The sequence below is a fragment of the Micromonospora sp. NPDC005710 genome, from assembly GCF_040630995.1.
Classification (GTDB): domain Bacteria; phylum Actinomycetota; class Actinomycetes; order Mycobacteriales; family Micromonosporaceae; genus Micromonospora.
The window spans coordinates 86,979-105,182 of sequence record NZ_JBEXYP010000022.1 but is presented as its reverse complement, the minus strand read 5'-3'; the positions used below and the strand labels follow the sequence as shown (position 1 = coordinate 105,182).

13 protein-coding genes are annotated in these 18,204 nt (G+C 71.2%); 7 read left to right on the top strand and 6 right to left on the bottom strand.

From position 1 onward, the window contains the following. Window positions 1-206: 206 nt before the first annotated feature. Window positions 207-893 carry a hypothetical protein gene (locus tag ABZ406_RS25485; RefSeq protein WP_357766414.1) on the bottom strand — a complete coding sequence of 229 codons (687 nt, stop codon included), beginning with the start codon at window positions 891-893 and terminating at the stop codon, window positions 207-209. A gap of 69 nt (window positions 894-962) precedes the next feature. On the opposite strand from ABZ406_RS25485, the gene ABZ406_RS25480 reads away from it, so the two are divergent. Genes ABZ406_RS25480 through ABZ406_RS25470 form a run of 3 tightly spaced genes read left to right on the top strand, consistent with a single transcriptional unit; the run spans window position 963 to window position 5,343 of the window. Continuing rightward, window positions 963-3,581, top strand: a complete 2,619-nt coding sequence (locus ABZ406_RS25480; protein WP_357766411.1) for a valine--tRNA ligase — start codon at window positions 963-965, stop codon at window positions 3,579-3,581. Further along, a complete protein-coding gene (locus tag ABZ406_RS25475) occupies window positions 3,578-4,912 on the top strand; it encodes a folylpolyglutamate synthase/dihydrofolate synthase family protein (RefSeq protein ID WP_357766408.1) in 1,335 nt (444 codons plus the stop codon). The genes ABZ406_RS25480 and ABZ406_RS25475 overlap by 4 nt, the downstream gene beginning before the upstream one ends. Beyond that, window positions 4,909-5,343, top strand: a complete 435-nt coding sequence (locus ABZ406_RS25470) for a DUF4233 domain-containing protein (protein ID WP_357766405.1) — start codon at window positions 4,909-4,911, stop codon at window positions 5,341-5,343. Before ABZ406_RS25475 ends, ABZ406_RS25470 begins: the two co-directional genes overlap by 4 nt. A gap of 44 nt (window positions 5,344-5,387) precedes the next feature. Here ABZ406_RS25470 and ABZ406_RS25465 read toward each other — a convergent pair whose 3' ends face one another. Then, on the bottom strand, window positions 5,388-6,884 hold the full coding sequence (locus ABZ406_RS25465; RefSeq protein WP_357766401.1) for a VOC family protein: 1,497 nt from the start codon (window positions 6,882-6,884) through the stop codon (window positions 5,388-5,390). A gap of 142 nt (window positions 6,885-7,026) precedes the next feature. Here ABZ406_RS25465 and ndk point away from each other — a divergent pair, with 142 nt between their 5' ends. Then, window positions 7,027-7,452, top strand: a complete 426-nt coding sequence (ndk, locus tag ABZ406_RS25460; protein WP_088949743.1) for a nucleoside-diphosphate kinase — start codon at window positions 7,027-7,029, stop codon at window positions 7,450-7,452. A 37-nt stretch (window positions 7,453-7,489) separates the two neighbouring features. Here the strand turns inward: ndk and sigJ are convergent, their stop codons facing one another. From sigJ to ABZ406_RS25445, 3 genes are all read right to left on the bottom strand, one after another. Beyond that, window positions 7,490-8,368 carry an RNA polymerase sigma factor SigJ gene (gene sigJ / locus ABZ406_RS25455; protein WP_357766398.1) on the bottom strand — a complete coding sequence of 293 codons (879 nt, stop codon included), beginning with the start codon at window positions 8,366-8,368 and terminating at the stop codon, window positions 7,490-7,492. Continuing rightward, window positions 8,365-8,805 (bottom strand): carboxymuconolactone decarboxylase family protein, encoded by a 441-nt coding sequence (locus tag ABZ406_RS25450; RefSeq protein WP_357766395.1) that lies wholly within the window; start codon window positions 8,803-8,805, stop codon window positions 8,365-8,367. The genes sigJ and ABZ406_RS25450 overlap by 4 nt, the downstream gene beginning before the upstream one ends. Before the next feature lie 479 nt (window positions 8,806-9,284). Next, complete coding sequence (locus ABZ406_RS25445) at window positions 9,285-10,304, bottom strand: ArsR family transcriptional regulator (RefSeq protein ID WP_357766392.1); 1,020 nt, start codon at window positions 10,302-10,304, stop codon at window positions 9,285-9,287. A gap of 310 nt (window positions 10,305-10,614) precedes the next feature. Between ABZ406_RS25445 and ileS the strand changes: the two genes are divergently transcribed. Together ileS and ABZ406_RS25435 are read left to right on the top strand one after the other, a co-directional pair. After that, window positions 10,615-13,785: an isoleucine--tRNA ligase gene (ileS, locus tag ABZ406_RS25440; RefSeq protein ID WP_357766389.1), complete on the top strand. Its 3,171-nt coding sequence runs from the start codon at window positions 10,615-10,617 to the stop codon at window positions 13,783-13,785. Between the two features lie 105 nt (window positions 13,786-13,890). After that, window positions 13,891-14,580: a lysophospholipid acyltransferase family protein gene (locus ABZ406_RS25435; protein ID WP_357766386.1), complete on the top strand. Its 690-nt coding sequence runs from the start codon at window positions 13,891-13,893 to the stop codon at window positions 14,578-14,580. A gap of 12 nt (window positions 14,581-14,592) precedes the next feature. Here the strand turns inward: ABZ406_RS25435 and ABZ406_RS25430 are convergent, their stop codons facing one another. Beyond that, window positions 14,593-15,933, bottom strand: coding sequence for a hypothetical protein (locus ABZ406_RS25430; protein WP_357766383.1), 1,341 nt, complete (start codon window positions 15,931-15,933; stop codon window positions 14,593-14,595). Between the two features lie 107 nt (window positions 15,934-16,040). Here ABZ406_RS25430 and ABZ406_RS25425 point away from each other — a divergent pair, with 107 nt between their 5' ends. After that, window positions 16,041-18,035, top strand: a complete 1,995-nt coding sequence (locus tag ABZ406_RS25425; protein ID WP_357766380.1) for a TIGR03960 family B12-binding radical SAM protein — start codon at window positions 16,041-16,043, stop codon at window positions 18,033-18,035. Window positions 18,036-18,204 lie beyond the last annotated feature (169 nt).

The following is an 18,204-nucleotide window of genomic DNA, read 5'->3' as shown; positions in this document are numbered from 1 at the left end:
GTACTGCACTCGTGAGGGTGTGGGAGAGTAGGACGCCGCCGGACAATCTTCCAGATAAGGCCACCCCTAACGGGGTGGCCTTATCTGCGTTTCCCGAAGCCTTCTAGGTCGTGCTCAATCCTTGTTGTAGTGGCCGCACGGCTGCGGTGACACCACTACAACCAGGATGTGGTGCGATCTTGCGGTCGGCGGGTTCGCGGTTCCGGTCAGTCCCGGGTCTGCATGCCGGCGCGGAGGTTGCGCAACAGGCCGCCGGCGTCGCTCACCGACCGGCCCGGGAACATCGCCATGACCACGCTGCCGTGGTCGGCCCAGCCGCAGACAGCGAAGTCCCCGCCCTCACCGCTGGTGCTGCCACACTTCAGCACCCCGCCGAGGTCACCCGCGGGCTGCTCGCGCAGACCGTTCACGGCGCCTGTCTCGTCGGACATCAGCCGGAAGAGGCTGTCCAGGTCCCGTTCCGGCTGCCACAGCAGGGTGGTGCCCCCGAAGATGAGCACCGAGCGCTTCTCGTCGGCCGGGTCGCGGTAGACGGTGCCGAAACTGCGGTCCAGTTCGATGTTCGCCGCCAGGCCGCTGCGGAGGTAGTCGGCAGTGCTCTTCGCCCGTTCGCTGTCGTCGCGGGTCAGACCTGCCAACCGGTCGGGTGAGGTCAGTTCGGTGTCCTTCTGTTGCGACACCCGCCACCCACCGACGCCGAGCACTGCGGCGCCGGCGAGGCCGACCACCAGTGCGACCGTCCAGCCGATCTTGCGGCGGCGGGACCAGCCGGCCGGCCGCTCGTCGGGGTCGCCTCCGGAGTCCCGGGTGCTCAGCTGGATCGGCTCTTCGGTGAGCTCGACCGGCTCGCGGCCGCCGTCGCGCGACCGCTCGGTGAGATGTGCGTCGGACATAGCCGACACCGTACGCGAACGGCAGGTGGCGCACGTCAGGTCTGCGGAAGCCCTCCGTAGACTTGTCCGGTGACCGAGAGACTGGATGCCCGACGCCCCGACGCCCCGACCCTTGCCGGCCAGTACCAGCCCGGCGAGGTAGAGCAGCGACGGTACGAGCAGTGGGTAGCCGGCGGGCACTTCCGGGCCTCCGCCGACAGCGACAAGCCCCCCTTCACCATCGTCATCCCGCCGCCGAACGTCACCGGCTCGCTGCACATGGGCCACGCGTTCGAGCACACGCTCATGGACGCGTTGACCAGGCGGAAGCGGATGCAGGGCTTCGAAGCGCTGTGGCTGCCTGGCATGGACCACGCCGGCATTGCCACCCAGAACCTGGTCGAGCGCCAGCTTGCCGCCGAGGGTCTGTCCCGGCACGATCTCGGCCGGGAGAAGTTCGTCGAGCGGGTCTGGCAGTGGAAGGCCGAGTCCGGTGGCGCCATCCTCGGCCAGATGCGCCGCCTCGGCGACTCCGTCGACTGGGACCGCGAGCGCTTCACCATGGACGCGGGGCTGACCCGCGCCGTCCAGACGATCTTCAAGAAGCTCTTCGACGACGGCCTCATCTACCGGGCCAACCGGATCATCAACTGGTGTCCGCGCTGCCTCACCGCGCTGTCCGACATCGAGGTCGAGCACACCGACGACGACGGCGAGCTGATCTCGATCCGGTACAGCGACGAGGTGGTGGTGGCCACCACCCGGGCCGAGACGATGCTCGGCGACACGGCCGTGGCGGTGCACCCCGACGACGAGCGCTACCAGCACCTGATCGGCACCGAGGTCGAGCTGCCGCTGACCGGCCGCCGGATCCCGATCGTCGCCGACGCGCACGTCGACCCTTCCTTCGGCACCGGCATGGTCAAGGTGACGCCGGCGCACGACCCGAACGACTTCGAAATCGGCCAGCGGCACGACCTGCCCGCGCTCACCGTGATGGACGAGCGCGGTGTGATCACCGTGCCCGGCCCGTTCGAGGGGTTGGACCGGTTCGAGGCGCGGCCCGCGATCGTTGCCGCATTGCGGGAGCAGGGCCTGATCGTCGCCGAGAAGCGCCCGTACGTGCACGCTGTCGGGCACTGCTCACGCTGCAAGACGACGGTCGAGCCGCGGCTGTCGCTGCAGTGGTTCGTCAACACCGCTCCGCTGGCCCAGGCCGCGGGAGACGCGGTGCGCGACGGTCGGGTCCGCATCGAGCCCGCCGAACTGTCCAAGCGCTACTTCGCCTGGGTCGACAACATGCACGACTGGTGCATCTCCCGCCAGCTCTGGTGGGGGCACCGCATCCCGGTCTGGTACGGCCCGGCGGGTGAGATCGTCTGCGTCGGCCCCGACGAGGCTCCGCCGACCGGCGAGGGCTGGCACCAGGACGAGGACGTCCTGGACACCTGGTTCTCCAGCGGCCTGTGGCCGTTCTCCACACTGGGCTGGCCCGAGCAGACCCCGGACCTGGCGAAGTTCTACCCGACGAGCGTGCTTGTCACCGGGTACGACATCCTGTTCTTCTGGGTTGCCCGGATGATGATGTTCGGCCTCTACGCCATGGACGGCCGTCCGCCCTTCGACGTGGTCGCTCTGCACGGCATGGTGCGCGACCAGTTCGGCAAGAAGATGTCGAAGTCGTTCGGCAACGTGGTCGACCCGCTGGACTGGATCGACAGGTACGGCGCCGACGCCACCCGGTTCACCCTGGCGCGGGGCGCGAACCCCGGCCAGGACGTCCCGGTCAGCGAGGAGTGGTGCCAGGGCTCCCGCAACTTCTGCAACAAGCTCTGGAACGCCACCCGGTTCGCGCTGATGAACGGCGCGCACACCACTGGTGACCTGCCACCGGTCGAGCAGCTCTCCACCGTCGACAGGTGGATCCTGTCCCGGTTGGCGCACGTCACCGCCGAGGTCGACGAGCAGTTCGAGGCGTACGAGTTCGCCAAGGTCTGCGACCTGCTCTACCACTTCGCGTGGGACGACGTCTGCGACTGGTACGTCGAGTTGAGCAAGCCGGTGCTCGCCGAGGGCGGTGAGCGCGCGGAGGCCAGCCGCCGGGTGCTCGGGCACGTGCTCGACCAGCTGATGCGGCTGCTGCACCCGGTCATCCCGTTCGTCACCGAGGAGTTGTGGCTCGCGCTGACCGGCGGCGAGACGGTGCAGGCCGCCGCCTGGCCGGTGGCCGACCGGTCGCTCGTCGACGACGCCGCCGAGGCCGAGCTGGTGGGCGTGCAGCGGGTCGTCACCGAGATCCGCCGGTTCCGTTCCGACCAGGGGCTGCGCCCGACGCAGCGGGTGGCTGCCCGCCTGGACGGGCTGTCCGGCGCGGGTATCGCAGCCCACGAGCCGCTGATCCGTTCGTTGGTCCGGCTGGACCCGGCCGGCGACGACTTCCAGGCCAGCGCGACGCTGGCCATGCCCGGCGCGGTCGGTGTCGCGTTGGACACCCGGGGGTCGATCGACGTGGCCGCCGAGCGGGCCCGGTTGACGAAGGACCGCACGGCTGCCGAGAAGGAGGTCGCGCAGGCTCGGGCGAAGCTCGACAACCCTGCCTTCATCGGCAAGGCCCCCGAGCCGGTGGTCGCGAAGATCCGCGACCGGCTCGCCACCGCCGAGGCCGACCTGGTCCGGATCGACGCTGCTCTGGAGACACTGCCCTCGTGACCGACCGTACCGATTTCGCCGCCGTAGAAGCCGAGCTGAACGCCCGCGGTTTCACCCGCATGGTCTTCGAGCTGGACCGGATCGAGTCGCTGCTCGACCTGCTCGGCAGCCCACAGCGGGCGTACCCCGCGATCCACCTGACCGGCACCAACGGCAAGACCTCCACCGCGCGGATGATCGACTCGCTGCTGCGGGCGCACGGGCTGCACACCGGCCGGTACACCAGCCCGCACCTGGAGACCGTCCGGGAGCGGATCAGCCTGGACGGGGAGCCGGTGAGCGAGGAGCGGTTCACGTCGGTGTACCGCGAGATCAAACCGCTCGCCGACCTGGTCGACGCGCGGTCGGACGAGCCGTTGACGTATTTCGACATGACGACCGCGCTGGCGTTCGCCACCTTCGCCGACGCGCCCGTCGACATCGCTGTGGTCGAGGTCGGCCTCGGCGGCGCCGAGGACGCCACGAACGTCCTCCAGGCCGGGGTCTGTGTGATCACACCGATCGGGCTGGACCACACCGAGTGGCTCGGCGACACGATCCAGGACATCGCGCTGGCCAAGGCCGGCATCATCCACCCGGGGGCCACCGTGATCGCGGCGGCCCAGGAGGAGGAGGCCGCGCGACCGCTGCTCGAACGCTGCGCCGAGGTCGGGGCCACCATCGCCCGGGAGGGCGGCGAGTTCGGCGTGCAGCGGCGGGCCGTCGCGGTCGGCGGTCAGGTGCTCACCATCCAAGGGCTGGGTGGCGTGTACGACGACGTGTTCGTCCCGCTGCACGGTGCCCACCAGGCGCAGAACGCGGCGGTGGCGCTCGCCGCCGTGGAGGCGTTCCTCGGTGCGGGGGCCCGACGTCAGCTGGACATCGAGGCGGTTCGGGAGGGCTTCGCCTCGACCAGCTCCCCGGGTCGGTTGGAGCGGGTCCGTAACGCTCCGACGATCCTGCTGGACGGTGCGCACAACCCGCACGGCATGAAGGCCACCGTCACCGCCCTCCAGGAGGAGTTCGCGTTCAGCAAGCTGGTGGCCTTGATCGGCGTACTGGCCGACAAGGACGCGGAGGCGCTGCTGGAGCTGCTGGAGCCGGTGGTCGACCAGGTGGTGGTCACCCGCAACAGCTCGCCACGGGCGATGCCGACCGAGGAACTCGCCGCGCTGGCCGGCGAGATCTTCGGCGAGGAGCGGGTGGCTTCGGCCGAGGAGATGCCGGACGCCATCGAGCTGGCGGTGGCGATGGCCGAGGAGGACGTCCCGGGCGAGCTGAGTGGGGTCGGCGTGCTGGTAACGGGGTCAGTGGTGACCGTCGCCGACGCGCGCCGGCTGCTGAAGCGATGACCAGCCCGGAGCGGGAGCCACACCCCACCGAGGACGCGACGCGTGCGGTGGGAGAGGCCCCGGTGGGGGAGGATCCCACGGCCGGGCAGCCGCGGCGCTCCGGGTTGCGCAACCCGGAGCGGGCGGTACGCGGTCTCGGCGCCGGAACGCTCGGCCTGGAGGCGCTCGTGCTCCTGCTGGCGATCCAGCCGATCCGGGTCGTCGGCGGTGACCTCGGCGGCGCCGCGATCGGTGCGGTGGTGGCACTCGCGGTGGCCGCCGTGGTGCTCGCCGGCATGATGCGCCGCCATTGGGCCTGGAACGCCGGCACCGTGCTCCAGGGTCTGCTGTTGCTGGGCGGTCTGCTGCACTGGTCGCTGCTCGGGCTGGGCATCATCTTCGCCCTGGTCTGGGCGTACGCGTTGCACGTTCGCCGGGTCATCCTCGGCTGACGCCGCTCCTGGCCGGCGGCGTCCGGCGGCGGGCCGGTCCGGGGTCAGGCGTCGGCGCGTTCGCGCCACTGGGTGAGCGCGACGCCGTGGCCGTCCGGGTCGCGGAAGGCTGCCGCCCACACCTCCAGCTTGGTGCCCCGGTTGACCACCCGGGGCGCGTACGTGAAGCGGACGCCCGAGCCGCGCAACCGCTCGTACGCCGCCTCGATGTCGGTCACCTCGAGGTTGACGTGTACGAGCCGACGGCTGATGGGTGCTGCCCCGGTCACCTCGCGGAGGACGATCCGGGTCGTCCCGGAGGCGAGGACGGCGTTGTGGGCACCCTGATCGACCTCGCTGAAGCCGAGCACGTCTCGGTAGAAGTCGAGCGACCGGGGCAGGTCGGTGACCAGCAGGGTGAGCCCGACCCCGCTGATCGGCGCGGCCGGGTCCGCGGCCGAACCGGCCTCGAACCCGAAGATCGCCTGGTCCAGTTCCTCGTCGGTCACTGTCGCGCGTGCCGCCCCGGCCGGGGCCGGGTCGTCCAGCGGAAGGTCGAGTGGGTCCAGCGGGTCGGCCGCGCCGGGACCGGACCGCTGCGCCGGAGGTGGATCGGAGCGGAGTGGGTCGGAGCGCTGCGCGCTGGGCGTGTCGACGGGGTCCTCGACGGGCGGGGCGGTCGTGCCGTGCCCAGCCGGGGTGTCGAACCGCTCCGCGGCGGGCTCGTCGAACCGCTCCTCGGCGGGCGGGCGCGGCGCCGGGGTGGTGGCCCGTCGGGGCAGCCCACCGGACTGCGGCTCGACGACAACGCCCTCCAACACGACCGGGCCACCGGGGCTCTGGTGCATCACCACGGGCTCGCGCTCCTCGGGCACCACGCCCGGGTCGTCGCGCCGCAGGTCGTCCCTTCGCAGGTCATCGCGCCGCAGGTCGTCGCGGGAAACGTCGGCGCGTAGGGGATCACCGAGCGGGTCCCGGAACGGGTCACCGACCGGGTCCCGGAAATCGTCCCGGAAGTCGTCGTCGGGCGCGCGGTCCGCCCACGGCGGAGCGTCCTGCTGGAGCAGCATCTCGTCCATCGCCTCGGCCTCGGCGAACTCCGGCGGGAGATCGGCGACGGCGGCGGCGGTCTCGGCGTGGGTCGGCACCTCGTCCCAGAGGACCTTGACATGCCGCTGGTCGTCCAACGCGACCCGGATCGGCAGGGTCTGGCCCAGCGACGGCCACTTGGAGACCGGCACCCTCGGCTCGATGATCTTCTTGGATCGTGGGGGCAGACCAGGGGCATCGATCACCAGTTGCAGTTCGCAGCGGCCGAACGCGTACTGGGTGGGTGGTTCGGAGGCGCTGTGCACGTGCCCGACACCGACGACCCACGTGCGACCGCCGCCGCGCACGGTCGCCAGCGCGATCGCCAGCACCAGCAGGGCGACCCCGAGAGCCACGATGGCCCAACTGGTCATACCCAGCCCGAACAGGACGACGAACGTGGCCACGGTGCCCAGCACCGTGCCGATCAGCTTGCGTACCGGCGCGATGGGTCGGTTCCCGCCATTCGCCACAGTGGACCTCCCGGGGGTCAGGGCCAGGCTAGGCCGGATCGGCCACCGGGGGAAAGACCGGCCGCCGCGCCGGCGCCGGGACCGGGTCGCTAGGCTGACCGTACCGACCCCGAGCGTTCAGTGCGTACAGGAGGAACCCAGCGTGTCCAGCAACAGCCCGGATGAGCGCAGCCTCGTTCTGATCAAGCCCGACGCGGTCCGCCGCGGCCTGGTCGGCGAGGTCCTCTCCCGCTTCGAGCGCAAGGGGCTGCGGATCGACGCGATGGCGCACCGGACGATGGACGCCGCGCTTGCCGACGAGCACTACGCCGAGCACGTCGACAAGGCGTTCTACCCGCCGCTGAAGGACTTCATGACCGGCGGCCCGCTGGTCGCCCTGGTGCTCTCCGGCGATCAGGTCATCGACGTGGTCCGCGGGCTCGTCGGCGCCACCGACGGCCGTAAGGCCGCGGCCGGCACCATCCGGGGTGACCTGTCGCTGTCCAACCGGGAGAACCTTGTGCACGCCTCCGACTCGACGGACAGCGCCAAGCGCGAGATCGCGCTCTGGTTCCCCGAGCTGGGCTGACGCCTACCGGTTTGGGGTCGCTCCATGCCGCCGGGGCTCAGCCGAGCGCCGGCACCTTGTCCGGGTTGCCGACCACGTAGATTCCGGTGATCCGACCGTCGGCCGCCGCGATGGTGAGCGTGTACCGACTGCCGTTCGCGCGGGTGATCAGCATCGCGGGTTCCCCGTTGAGCTCGACCGGATCCGCTGTCACCAGGTGGTGTGGGCCGTAGACCCCGGCGTAGAACCTGGCGATCCGGTCCGCGCCGGTGACCGGGTTGAGGGCGGCCCGCACCCGACCGCCACCGTCGTTCCACGCGGTGGCGTCGGCGGCCACCAGGTCGGTGAGCCTCGCCAGGTCACCGTCGCGGGCGGCGGCGAGAAACGCGTCGAGCAGCCGCTCCCGCTCCGGTCGGCTGGCGGTGAACCGGCGCTGCTCCTGGCGTACCCGCGCGGTCGCCCGGTGGTGCAGTTGGCGGCAGTCGGCGACGGACCGGTCCAGGATCTCGGCGATCTCGGCGTACGGCAGGTCGAAGGCCGTGTGCAGGACGTACACCGCCCGCTCCGGCGGAGTGAGCCGCTCCAGGACGTGCAGCAACGCGGTGGAGAGCGTGTCGCGCAGCTCCACCCGGTCCAGCGGACCGAACGGCGAGGGCGCGGTCGGCACCGGCTCGGGCAACCAGGTCCCGACGTACGTCTCGCGGGCCGCCTGGCGGGCGCGCAACCGGTCCAGAGCCAACCGGGTGACCACCCGGGACAGGTACCGGCGCGGCTCGTCGACCAGGGCCCGGTCCACACCCAGCCAGCGCAGGTACGCCTCCTGGAGTATGTCCTCCGCGTCGTGCCGGCTGCCCAGCAGGCGGTACGCGAGCCCGAGCAGCATCGGCCGGTGCGCCTCGAGCGCACCGGCCGCCTCCGCTGCCGCCCCGGTGGTCACGCCTGAGCCGGAGGCTCCAGCCGCAACGTCACCCCGATCCGGTTCCACACGTTGATTGTGGCAATCGCGATGACGAGGTCGGCCAGTTCCTTCTCCGACCAGACCTTCGCGGCGTCGTCCCACACGTCGTCCGGCACCCCGTGCTCACCGAGCCGGGTGACCGCGTCGGTGAGGGCCAGCGCGGCCCGCTCCCGTTCGTCGAAGAAGGGCGCCTCCCGCCAGGTGGCGACCGCGAACAGCCGCCGGCTCGACTCGCCGGCGGCGAGCGCGTCCCGGCTGTGCAGGTCCACGCAGTACGCGCACCCGTTGATGATCGACGCGCGCAGCTTCACCAGCTCCAGCACTGTGTGGTCGACGTTCGTCCGGACGTACGACTCCAACCCCATGACCGCCTTGTACGCCTGAGGTGCGACCTCGGTCGGGTTCATCCGTTGCATGACTACCTCCTGATCGGTCCGACGCCGATACGACGGGTGGGCCGGGCCGGGTCGTGACAACACGGGCCTGTGATCCCGCTCATGCCGCCGAGGTGGCCGGGGTGGGCGGCACGCCGACCGACCGACCGACGGCCGGCGTTCGCGTTCGCGTCGCCCGGGCCGCCGCTCACCGGTCGGTCCTGAAGTTGTTGCCACGGCACGCCGACGAGGGAGGCGACAATTTCATGGTCAACCGGGTCGGGGCCGCGGTTGGAGGGTGCCCAGCGCCGTTCGGCCCGAGCAGGCCGGACAGCTCCCCGTTGCCAACCGTCAGGTTGACGCCGCGGACTGCCTGAACCTCCCGGCGCTGGGTCGCCACCTTCCCGTGCGGCTGCGGTACCTGCGGCACCCCCGACCGCCTCGATCGCGTGCTCGTTCGTGACCCGTACGCTAGGAGCGACCGGGACGGGTGAGAAACGAATTCGGATCGAGCCGAATGCTCAGGCCGAGGCGCTCGCCGGCTCGTCGCCGATGAGCTGCACCAGTGCCACGCCGGCCGGTTCCAGGCCGTACAGCACCCGTCGGCCCACCCGACGGCGGTGCACCACACCGGCGGTGAGCAGCGCGGAGAGCTGCTCCGAGACGGTGCTCGGGGCCAGCCCCAGGGTGGCCGCGAGGCCGGCGGTGGTCGCCGGCCGGGTCAGCGCCCGCAGCACCTGGGCACGACCCCGACCGACCAGCACCGCCAGCCGATCCGTGGCCGGTGTGGTCCGGGCCGCCGGGACCGGCCCACCCTCGGCGAGCACTACCGCCCCGCGCGCCTGGTAGGAGACGGCGATGATCTCCGGATGGTCGGTGGCGCAGACGAGTGCTCCCTGCGAGAAGATCAGTGGAATCAGCAGGAGCCGCTGGTCCACCGCCGTGAACTGCTGCTCCGACGGCTTCACCAGCGTCAGCACCGGCTTGTTCCAGCGCACCCGTTCGTGCAGGTCGGCCAGCAGCGCGTCCGGGCCGTACGCGGCGAGCGCCCGGGCCCGGTGCAGCACCTCTTCGTCCAGCGCCGCCTGCATCGCCGGCCACCACGGCGCGATCGCCGCGTCCCAGTACGCCTCGATGCCGTCGGCGAGCCGGTGCAGGGCGGCCCGCCGGTCCGTGACGAACGGGCGGAGCCACTCCGGCAGGTCGTCCGGGTGGTAGTAGTGGGGGATCTGCTCGGCGATCACCTCAGCCGGCGTCGCGCGCAGCTCGGCGAGCTGGTCGGCCAGGGTCGGCGCGGCCAACGTGGGGATCGGGCTGAGGAAGTCCGGTGCGGGTAGGCCGACGGTCAGCAGCCGGGCCGGCGTGGTCGCCGGCACGTCGTCGAGCACCCGCCGTGCGTGCCGCGCCCACGCGGTGTACGGCCAGGGCGCCTCTATCGGATTGCGGCCCAGCAGTAACAGACTGGTCAGCACCTCCCAGAGCGGGCTGGTGGCGATCCGGGTGCGGAACAGCGTCGGCTCGTCCAACTCGATCCGGATCACGCGGTGAGCCTAGGGTGCCGGCGCGCGCGTTAACTCGGCGGCGGGGCGGTGGGCGGGTCGAGTATCGTTGAGCACCGTAAGGCGATGACCCGGCCATCACCGGTGAGCCTCCGGAAGAACAGCCGGGTGACCGGCCCAGTAGAACCGGACGGGTGCGGCCCGTCACAGCCGGCAATGAGCGGGCGGTCGATAGTGACCGCCAAGCGGGGTGGTACCGCGGACCACCCGGGAGCGCCGTTCCAGGCGTACCCCGGAAGGTTCGTCCTCGCAGTCCCACGTTGCGTGAGCTGCATGAGGAGAGCGACCCCCGATGGCCTATCCGTTGCACGACCCGACCGCCGCCGGTGTGCCGGCGAGCCCGGACCTGCCCGCGGTCGAGCGCCGGGTGCTGGAGCACTGGACGGCTGACAAGACCTTCGAGGCCAGCATCGAGGCCCGTCCCGCCGGGACGGACGGCAAGAACGAGTACGTCTTCTACGACGGCCCGCCCTTCGCCAACGGCCTGCCGCACTACGGTCACCTCTTCACCGGCTACGTCAAGGACGTGGTGCCGCGCTACCAGACCATGCGCGGCCGGCATGTCGAGCGGCGCTTCGGCTGGGACTGCCACGGCCTGCCCGCCGAGGTGGTGGCCGAGAAGCAGCTCGGCATCACCAGCAAGGCGGAGATCATCGACCTGGGTGTCGCCCGGTTCAACGACGCCTGCCGCAGCTCGGTGCTGGAGTTCACCCAGGACTGGGAGCGGTACATCAACCGGCAGGCCCGCTGGGTCGACTTCACCAACGACTACAAGACTCTCGACCTGGACTACATGGAAAGCGTCATGTGGGCCTTCAAGACCCTGCACGACAAGGGTCTGATCTACGAGGGTTTCCGGGTGCTCGCGTACTGCTGGCGCTGCGAGACGCCGCTGTCGAACACCGAGACCCGGATGGACGACGTCTACCGGGACCGGCACGACCCCACCCTGTCGGTGTGGTTCGGGCTGACCGCCGACGAGTCCGCGCCGGAACTGGTGCGCGGGCCGGTCAAGCTGGGCGTCTGGACCACCACGCCGTGGACCCTGCCGTCGAACCTGGCGCTCGCCGTCGGGCCCGACATCGAGTACGCGGTGCTCGAGCGCGAGGGCGACCGGTTCGTGGTGGGGGCGGCGCGGCTGGCCGCGTACGCCAAGGAACTGGAGTCCTACGAGCAGGTCGGGACGGTGTACGGCCGGGACCTGGTCGGGCGCCACTACACGCCGCTGTTCGATTTCCTCGTCGAGCAGGCCGGGGACAACGCCTACCAGGTGCTCGGCGCGGAGTTCGTCACCACCGAGGACGGCACCGGGATCGTGCACCTGGCCCCGGCGTTCGGCGAGGACGACCAGAACGTCTGCAACGCCGCGGGCATCCCCACCATCGTCACGGTGGACGACCACACCCGGTTCACCGCGCTGGTCCCGCCGTACCAGGGTGAGCAGGTCTTCGACGTCAACAAGCCGGTGATCCGGGAGCTGAAGGAACGGGGGGTGGTGCTCAAGCAGGACACCTACACCCACTCGTACCCGCACTGCTGGCGTTGCGACACCCCGCTCGTCTACAAGGCGGTGTCGTCGTGGTTCGTCGCGGTGACCCAGTTCCGGGACCGGATGGTCGAGCTGAACCAGGAGATCAACTGGACGCCCGGCCACATCAAGGACGGCTCGTTCGGCAAGTGGCTCGCCAACGCCCGGGACTGGTCGATCAGCCGCAACCGGTTCTGGGGTTCGCCGATCCCGGCGTGGAAGTCCGACGACCCGAACTACCCGCGCCTGGACGTCTACGGTTCGCTCGCCGACATCGAGCGGGACTTCGGCGTACGCCTGACCGACCTGCACCGGCCGGCGGTGGACGACCTGGTCCGTCCCAACCCGGACGACCCGACCGGGCAGTCGATGATGCGCCGGGTGCCGGAGGTGCTGGACTGCTGGTTCGAGTCCGGGTCGATGCCGTTCGCCCAGGTGCACTACCCGTTCGAGAACGCGGACTGGTTCGAGCACCACTACCCGGGTGACTTCATCGTCGAGTACATCGGGCAGACCCGCGGCTGGTTCTACACGATGCACGTGCTGGCCACCGCACTGTTCGACAGGCCGGCGTTCCGCAACTGTCTGAGCCACGGCATCCTGCTCGGCTCGGACGGGCGCAAGATGTCCAAGAGCCTGCGCAACTACCCGGACGTCTACCACGTCTTCGACGCGTACGGCTCGGACGCCATGCGGTGGATGCTGATGTCCTCGCCGGTGCTGCGCGGCGGGGACATGGCGGTCACCGAGCCGGGCATCCGCGACGCCGTCCGGCAGGTGCTGCTGCCGCTGTGGAACGTGTGGTATTTCTTCACGCTCTACGCGAACGCCGACGGGTACCAGGCGCGGCGGCGCACCGACTCCACCCACCTGCTCGACAGGTACGTGCTGGCGAAGACGAACGAGCTGGTGTCCACCGTCGGCGCCCAGATGGACGCGTACGACATCTCCGGCGCCTGCGCCACCGTCCGGTCCTACCTGGACGCGCTGACCAACTGGTACGTGCGTCGGTCCCGGGACCGGTTCTGGTCCGGTGACAGCAACGCCTTCGACACCCTGTCGACGGTGCTGGAGACGCTCTGCCGGGTGGTGGCGCCGCTCGCGCCGCTGACCGCTGAGGAGATCTGGCGGGGCCTGACCGGGGAGCGTTCGGTGCACCTGACCGACTGGCCGGAGGCGAGCGAGTTCCCGGCCGACCACGACCTGGTCGCCGCGATGGACAACGTGCGGGCGGTCGCCTCGGCGGCGCTGTCGCTGCGCAAGGCCAAGGGGCTGCGGGTACGACTGCCGCTGTCCACGCTGACCGTGGCCTCACCGGCCGCGGAGCAGCTGCGGCCGTTCGCCGACCTGGTCGCCGACGAGGTGAACGTGAAGGCGGTGGAGTTCAGCGCGGAGCTGTCCGCGTACTGCGAGCAGGTGTTGACAGTGGTGCCCCGTGCGCTCGGCCCTCGGGTCGGCAAGCAGGTGCAGCAGGTGATCAAGGCGGTCAAGGCGGGTGACTGGGAGCTCGTCGACGGCGCCCCGGTGGCGGCCGGTGTCACCCTCGCCGAGGGCGAGTACGAGCTGCGCCTGGTCGCCGCCGACGCCGAGCACTCCGCGCCGCTGCCCGGCGGTGAGGGAGTGGTGGTGCTGGACACCGACGTCACACCGGAGTTGGCCGCCGAGGGGCTGGCCCGCGACGTGGTGCGGGTGGTGCAGCAGGCCCGCCGGGACGCCGACCTTGACGTCTCGGACCGGATCGTGGTGTCGGTGTCGGCGTCCGACGAGGTACGCGCGGCGGTGGCCGCGTACGTCGACTTCGTCTCCGCGGAGGTGCTTGCCGACTCGGTGGACGTCGTCGAGGGTCAGGACGGTTCCGCAGTCGACGGCCCGGAGGGCTTCGCCGGCGAGGTCGGCGATGGTGAGCGGGTAACCGTTGTCGTCCGCCGGGTCTGACTGATCATCGCCAGGGTGCGGGCGCCTCACCACCTCCGTCGGGGAGGTGTGGAGGCGTCCGCTACCGTGACACCGCCTGCTCGCACCTGATCTGCCGGAGGACCAGTGCCCCTGCTCTACACCATCGGCAAGCTCACGGTGGGGCCCACGCTGCGGTTGGCGTTCCGCCCGACCGTGGAGGGGCTGGAACACGTGCCGGAAACCGGTGGCGCGATCTTCGCCGGCAATCACCTCTCGGTGGCCGACGAGCTGTTCCTCGGCACCGTCGTGCCCCGGCACCTGGCGTTCTGGGCCAAGTCGGAGTATTTCAAGGGCACCGGCGTGAAGGGTGCGATCTCCAAGTTCGTCCTCACCGGCCTGGGCGCCATCCCGGTCGAACGGGCCGGTGGCCGGGCGGCGCTGTCCGCGTTCGACGCGGCGGTCCCGGCGCTTCAGGGCGGTGACCTGGTGGTGGTCTACCCGGAGGGCACCCGCTCGCCGGACGGCAAGCTCTACCGCGGGCGGACGGGCGCGGCCCGGCTGGCGATCTCGGCTGGCGTGCCGATCATTCCGGTCGGCATGATCGGTACGGACAAGGCGCAGCCGATCGGTGCCCGGGTGCCCCGACCGGGCACCGCCAAGATCACGATCCGATTCGGCAAGCCGCTGGACTTCACCGGCCGCCCGGACGACCGGACCTCGCTGCGGCAGATGACCGACGAGGTGATGAGCGAGATCCAGAAGCTCACCGGCCAGGAGTACGTGCCCCGCTACGCCCCGCCGCGCGCCCACCCGGACCCGACCCACGACGCCTGACCCCCGGCCGGCTCACTTCCGTTCGGGCTGGACGATCTGGGCGCGCAGGGTGGCCAGCAGGCTGGCGCTGTCGGCGACGGAAAGCCTGTTGAACACTCCGGTGGCGATGCTGCCGTGGTCGACGGACGTGCAGACCACCACGTCACTGCCGTCGGCGCTACCCACCGCGCATCGTTCGTGCCTGCCGCGCACGCCGGTGTCGACGGTCTCCGGGGCATCCAGCGTGTACCGCTTGGTGAGCCGGCTGATCTCGGCCTCCGCGTCCGACTCCGGACTCAGCCGGAAGCCGGTGCCGCCGAAGACCGTCACCCGCTTGCCGCTCGTCGTGGAGTAGACGCCGGCGAAGGTGTCCTCGGCCAGCCAGTGCTCGGCGCGTACCTCGCTCTCCAACTGCTCGGCGGTCTCCGTGCTGCGGGTGTCCTGTCGCAGGCTGAGGTCGTCCACCTGGGCGGGCAGTGCGGCGCGCGCCGGGTACTGGGCCGAGATCGGGAACCCGTAGTAGGCGGGGCAGCCACAGCAGCAGGCGAGCGTCAGCATCAGCAGCCACGGCCAGCGGCGTCGCCGACGGGCCGGGGACGGCGCGTACCCGTTGGGGGCCTGCCATCCGGGCGGCGGCGGTGGTGGCGCGGGGGATCGCCGGCCCCGACGTTGCTTCGGCACCTTCGGGGACTTTGTCGGCGCGGGTGGCGACATGGGGCGGGCCGGCGCCATGGGTCCGACGGCCCGCGGTGCGGCCGGCGGCGGCACCGGGTGCGACCCGGCCGGAGGTGCGGGCGGTCCGGACCACTGCCTGGTGTCCCCCGACCTGGCCGGGGGTGCGGGCGGCCCGGACCACTGCCTGGTGGCCGGCGGCGTCGGATACGACGTCGTCGGCGGTAGCGGGGGCAGTTCGGCGGAGGGCAGGTCCCAGCCGCCGGTGTCCACGCCGGCCCACGGGTCGACCGGCGTCTGGTGCTCCGGCGGCCCGACCGCCACCGGCGGGGGAGGGGTCGGCTCGGCCGACTCGCCCCAGACAGGTCGGCGGGGCAGCGGCGGTGGCACCGGGGCCGAACCGCTCCACCTGGGCGCCGGGACCTCCGCGGTGGCGGCAGGTTCGGGCTGGGCAGGGGGTTCCGGCTGGTCCGGCTGGCCGGGGTCGTCCGAGGGTTCCGGCTGGTCCGAGGTCTCCGGCTGGTCCGAGGGTTGCGGGTGGTCCTGCTGGTCCGAGGGTTCCGGCTGGTCCGGGGGTTCCGGCTGGTCCGGGAGTACGGGTGGGGAGGTCGGCTCGTCGGCGACCGGCTGGTCCCGCTTCTCCGGCTCCGCGCCCGGGGTGCTCCCGTCGGCCGGCCGTGCTCCCGGCTGGGGCTCCGGCATCGCGGCAATCTCCTCTCGCGCCGATCCGAGGCTAGTACCGCGCCGCCACCTCCGCCGATCGGGCGTGCGCGCAATCGCCGCCGGGTGAACGCGTACCCTTGGGCATCATGAGTGCCCCGTCCACGACGCCGCGCGCCGCCGCGACCAATTCCGTGTGGTCCCAGCTCGAGCCGCTGCTGCCCCAGGTCTCCAAGCCCATCCAGTACGTCGGGGGCGAGTTGGGTGCGGTGACGAAGGACTGGGACACCACCACTGTGCGCTGGGCGCTGATGTATCCCGACGCGTACGAGGTGGGCCTGCCCAACCAGGGCGTCCAGATCCTCTACGAGGTGCTCAACGAACTGCCCGACACCCTCGCCGAGCGGACGTACGCGGTCTGGCCGGACCTGGAGACGCTGATGCGCACGCACGGCGTGCCGCAGTTCACCGTCGACGCGCACCGGGCGGTGCGCGGGTTCGACGTGTTCGGCATCTCCTTCTCCACCGAGCTGGGCTACACGAACATGCTCACCGCGATCGACCTGGCCGGCATCCCGATGCTTGCCGCCGACCGCACCGACGCCGACCCGGTGATCGTGGCCGGTGGGCACGCCGCGTTCAACCCGGAGCCGATCGCCGACTTCATCGACGCCGCGGTGCTCGGCGACGGCGAGGAGGCGGTCCTGGAGATCACCGCGATCGTCCGGGAGTGGAAGGCCGAGGGGTCGCCGGGCGGTCGCGACGAGCTGCTGCTGCGGCTGGCCCGCACCGAGAGCGTCTACGTCCCGCGTTTCTACGACGTCGACTACCTGCCGGACGGCCGGATCCAGCGGGTCGTGCCGAACCGGGCGGACGTGCCGTTCCGGGTGCACAAGCGCACGACGATGGACCTGGACGCCTGGCCGTACCCGAAGAAGCCCCTCGTTCCGCTGGCCGAGACGGTGCACGAGCGGTATGCGGTGGAGATCTTCCGGGGTTGCACCAGGGGCTGCCGGTTCTGCCAGGCAGGGATGATCACCCGGCCGGTGCGGGAGCGCTCGATCACCACTGTCGGGCAGATGGTCCGCGAGGGCCTGGAGTTCTCCGGCTTCTCCGAGGTCGGTCTGCTGTCGCTCTCCTCGGCCGACCACTCCGAGATCGGCGACATGTGCTCGGGCCTCGCCCAGCAGTACGAGGGCACCAACGTGTCGCTGTCGCTGCCGTCGACCCGGGTGGACGCCTTCAACATCGACCTCGCGCAGGAGCTGTCCCGCAACGGGCGGCGGACCGGCCTGACCTTCGCCCCCGAGGGCGGGTCGGAGCGGATCCGCAAGGTCATCAACAAGATGGTGTCGAAGGAAGACCTGATCCGCACCGTCGTCACCGCGTACACGAACGGCTGGCGGCAGGTGAAGCTCTACTTCATGTGCGGCCTGCCCACCGAGACCGACGAGGACGTCCTCGAGATCGCGGAGATGGCCCACGAGGTGATCCGGGCCGGCCGGGCCGCGACCGGCTCCAAGGACATCCGCTGCACGGTCTCCATCGGTGGGTTCGTGCCGAAGCCGCACACACCGTTCCAGTGGGCCGCGATGGACCGTCCGGAGGTCATCGACCACCGGCTCAAGATCCTCAAGCAGGCCATCAACGCCGACCGGTCGCTGGGCCGGGCCATCGGCTACCGCTACCACGACGGCGAGCCGTCGCTGATCGAAGGGCTGCTCTCCAGGGGTGACCGGCGGGTCGGTTCGGTGATCCGCAAGGTCTGGGAGAACGGCGGCCGGTTCGACGGCTGGAGCGAGCACTTCTCGTACCAGCGCTGGGTGGACGCCGCAGCCGAGGCGCTGCCCGCGTACGGGGTGGACCTCGACTGGTACACCACCCGTCAGCGCGACGAGCTGGAGGTCCTGCCGTGGGACCACCTCGACTCGGGCCTCGACAAGGACTGGCTCTGGCAGGACTGGCAGGACTCGTTCAGCGAGTTCGAGCAGGACGACTGCCGGTGGACGCCCTGCTTCGACTGCGGCGTGTGCCCGTCGATGGACACCGAGATCCAGATCGGCCCCACCGGCAAGAAGCTGCTGCCGCTCACCCCGCTGGCCGGCAACGGCATGAAGGTCCCGTCCGGCCACTCGCACCAGTGACCGGGCCGCCGTGGGGCATCGCCGGCCGGCGGTGACCCACCACCCTCCACATCCGACACGTCACCCGACGGGTCCGCGTCTCGCGGGCCCGTTCGGCGTTGTGCGGGCTGGGCCGCCCGGTGGCCTGCCACCGAACCGTCAGCGGGATCGGCGGGCATCTGTACCACGC

Excerpts from the sequence above, each read along its gene's own strand:
- ABZ406_RS25485 (WP_357766414.1), bottom strand. The coding sequence starts at position 893 with ATGTCCGACGCACATCTCACCGAGCGGTCGCGCGACGGCGGCCGCGAG.
- ABZ406_RS25430 (WP_357766383.1), bottom strand. The coding sequence starts at position 15,933 with ATGCCGGAGCCCCAGCCGGGAGCACGGCCGGCCGACGGGAGCACCCCG.
- ABZ406_RS25425 (WP_357766380.1), top strand. The coding sequence starts at position 16,041 with ATGAGTGCCCCGTCCACGACGCCGCGCGCCGCCGCGACCAATTCCGTG.
- ABZ406_RS25470 (WP_357766405.1), top strand. The coding sequence starts at position 4,909 with ATGACCAGCCCGGAGCGGGAGCCACACCCCACCGAGGACGCGACGCGT.
- ileS (WP_357766389.1), top strand. The coding sequence starts at position 10,615 with ATGGCCTATCCGTTGCACGACCCGACCGCCGCCGGTGTGCCGGCGAGC.
- ABZ406_RS25450 (WP_357766395.1), bottom strand. The coding sequence starts at position 8,805 with ATGCAACGGATGAACCCGACCGAGGTCGCACCTCAGGCGTACAAGGCG.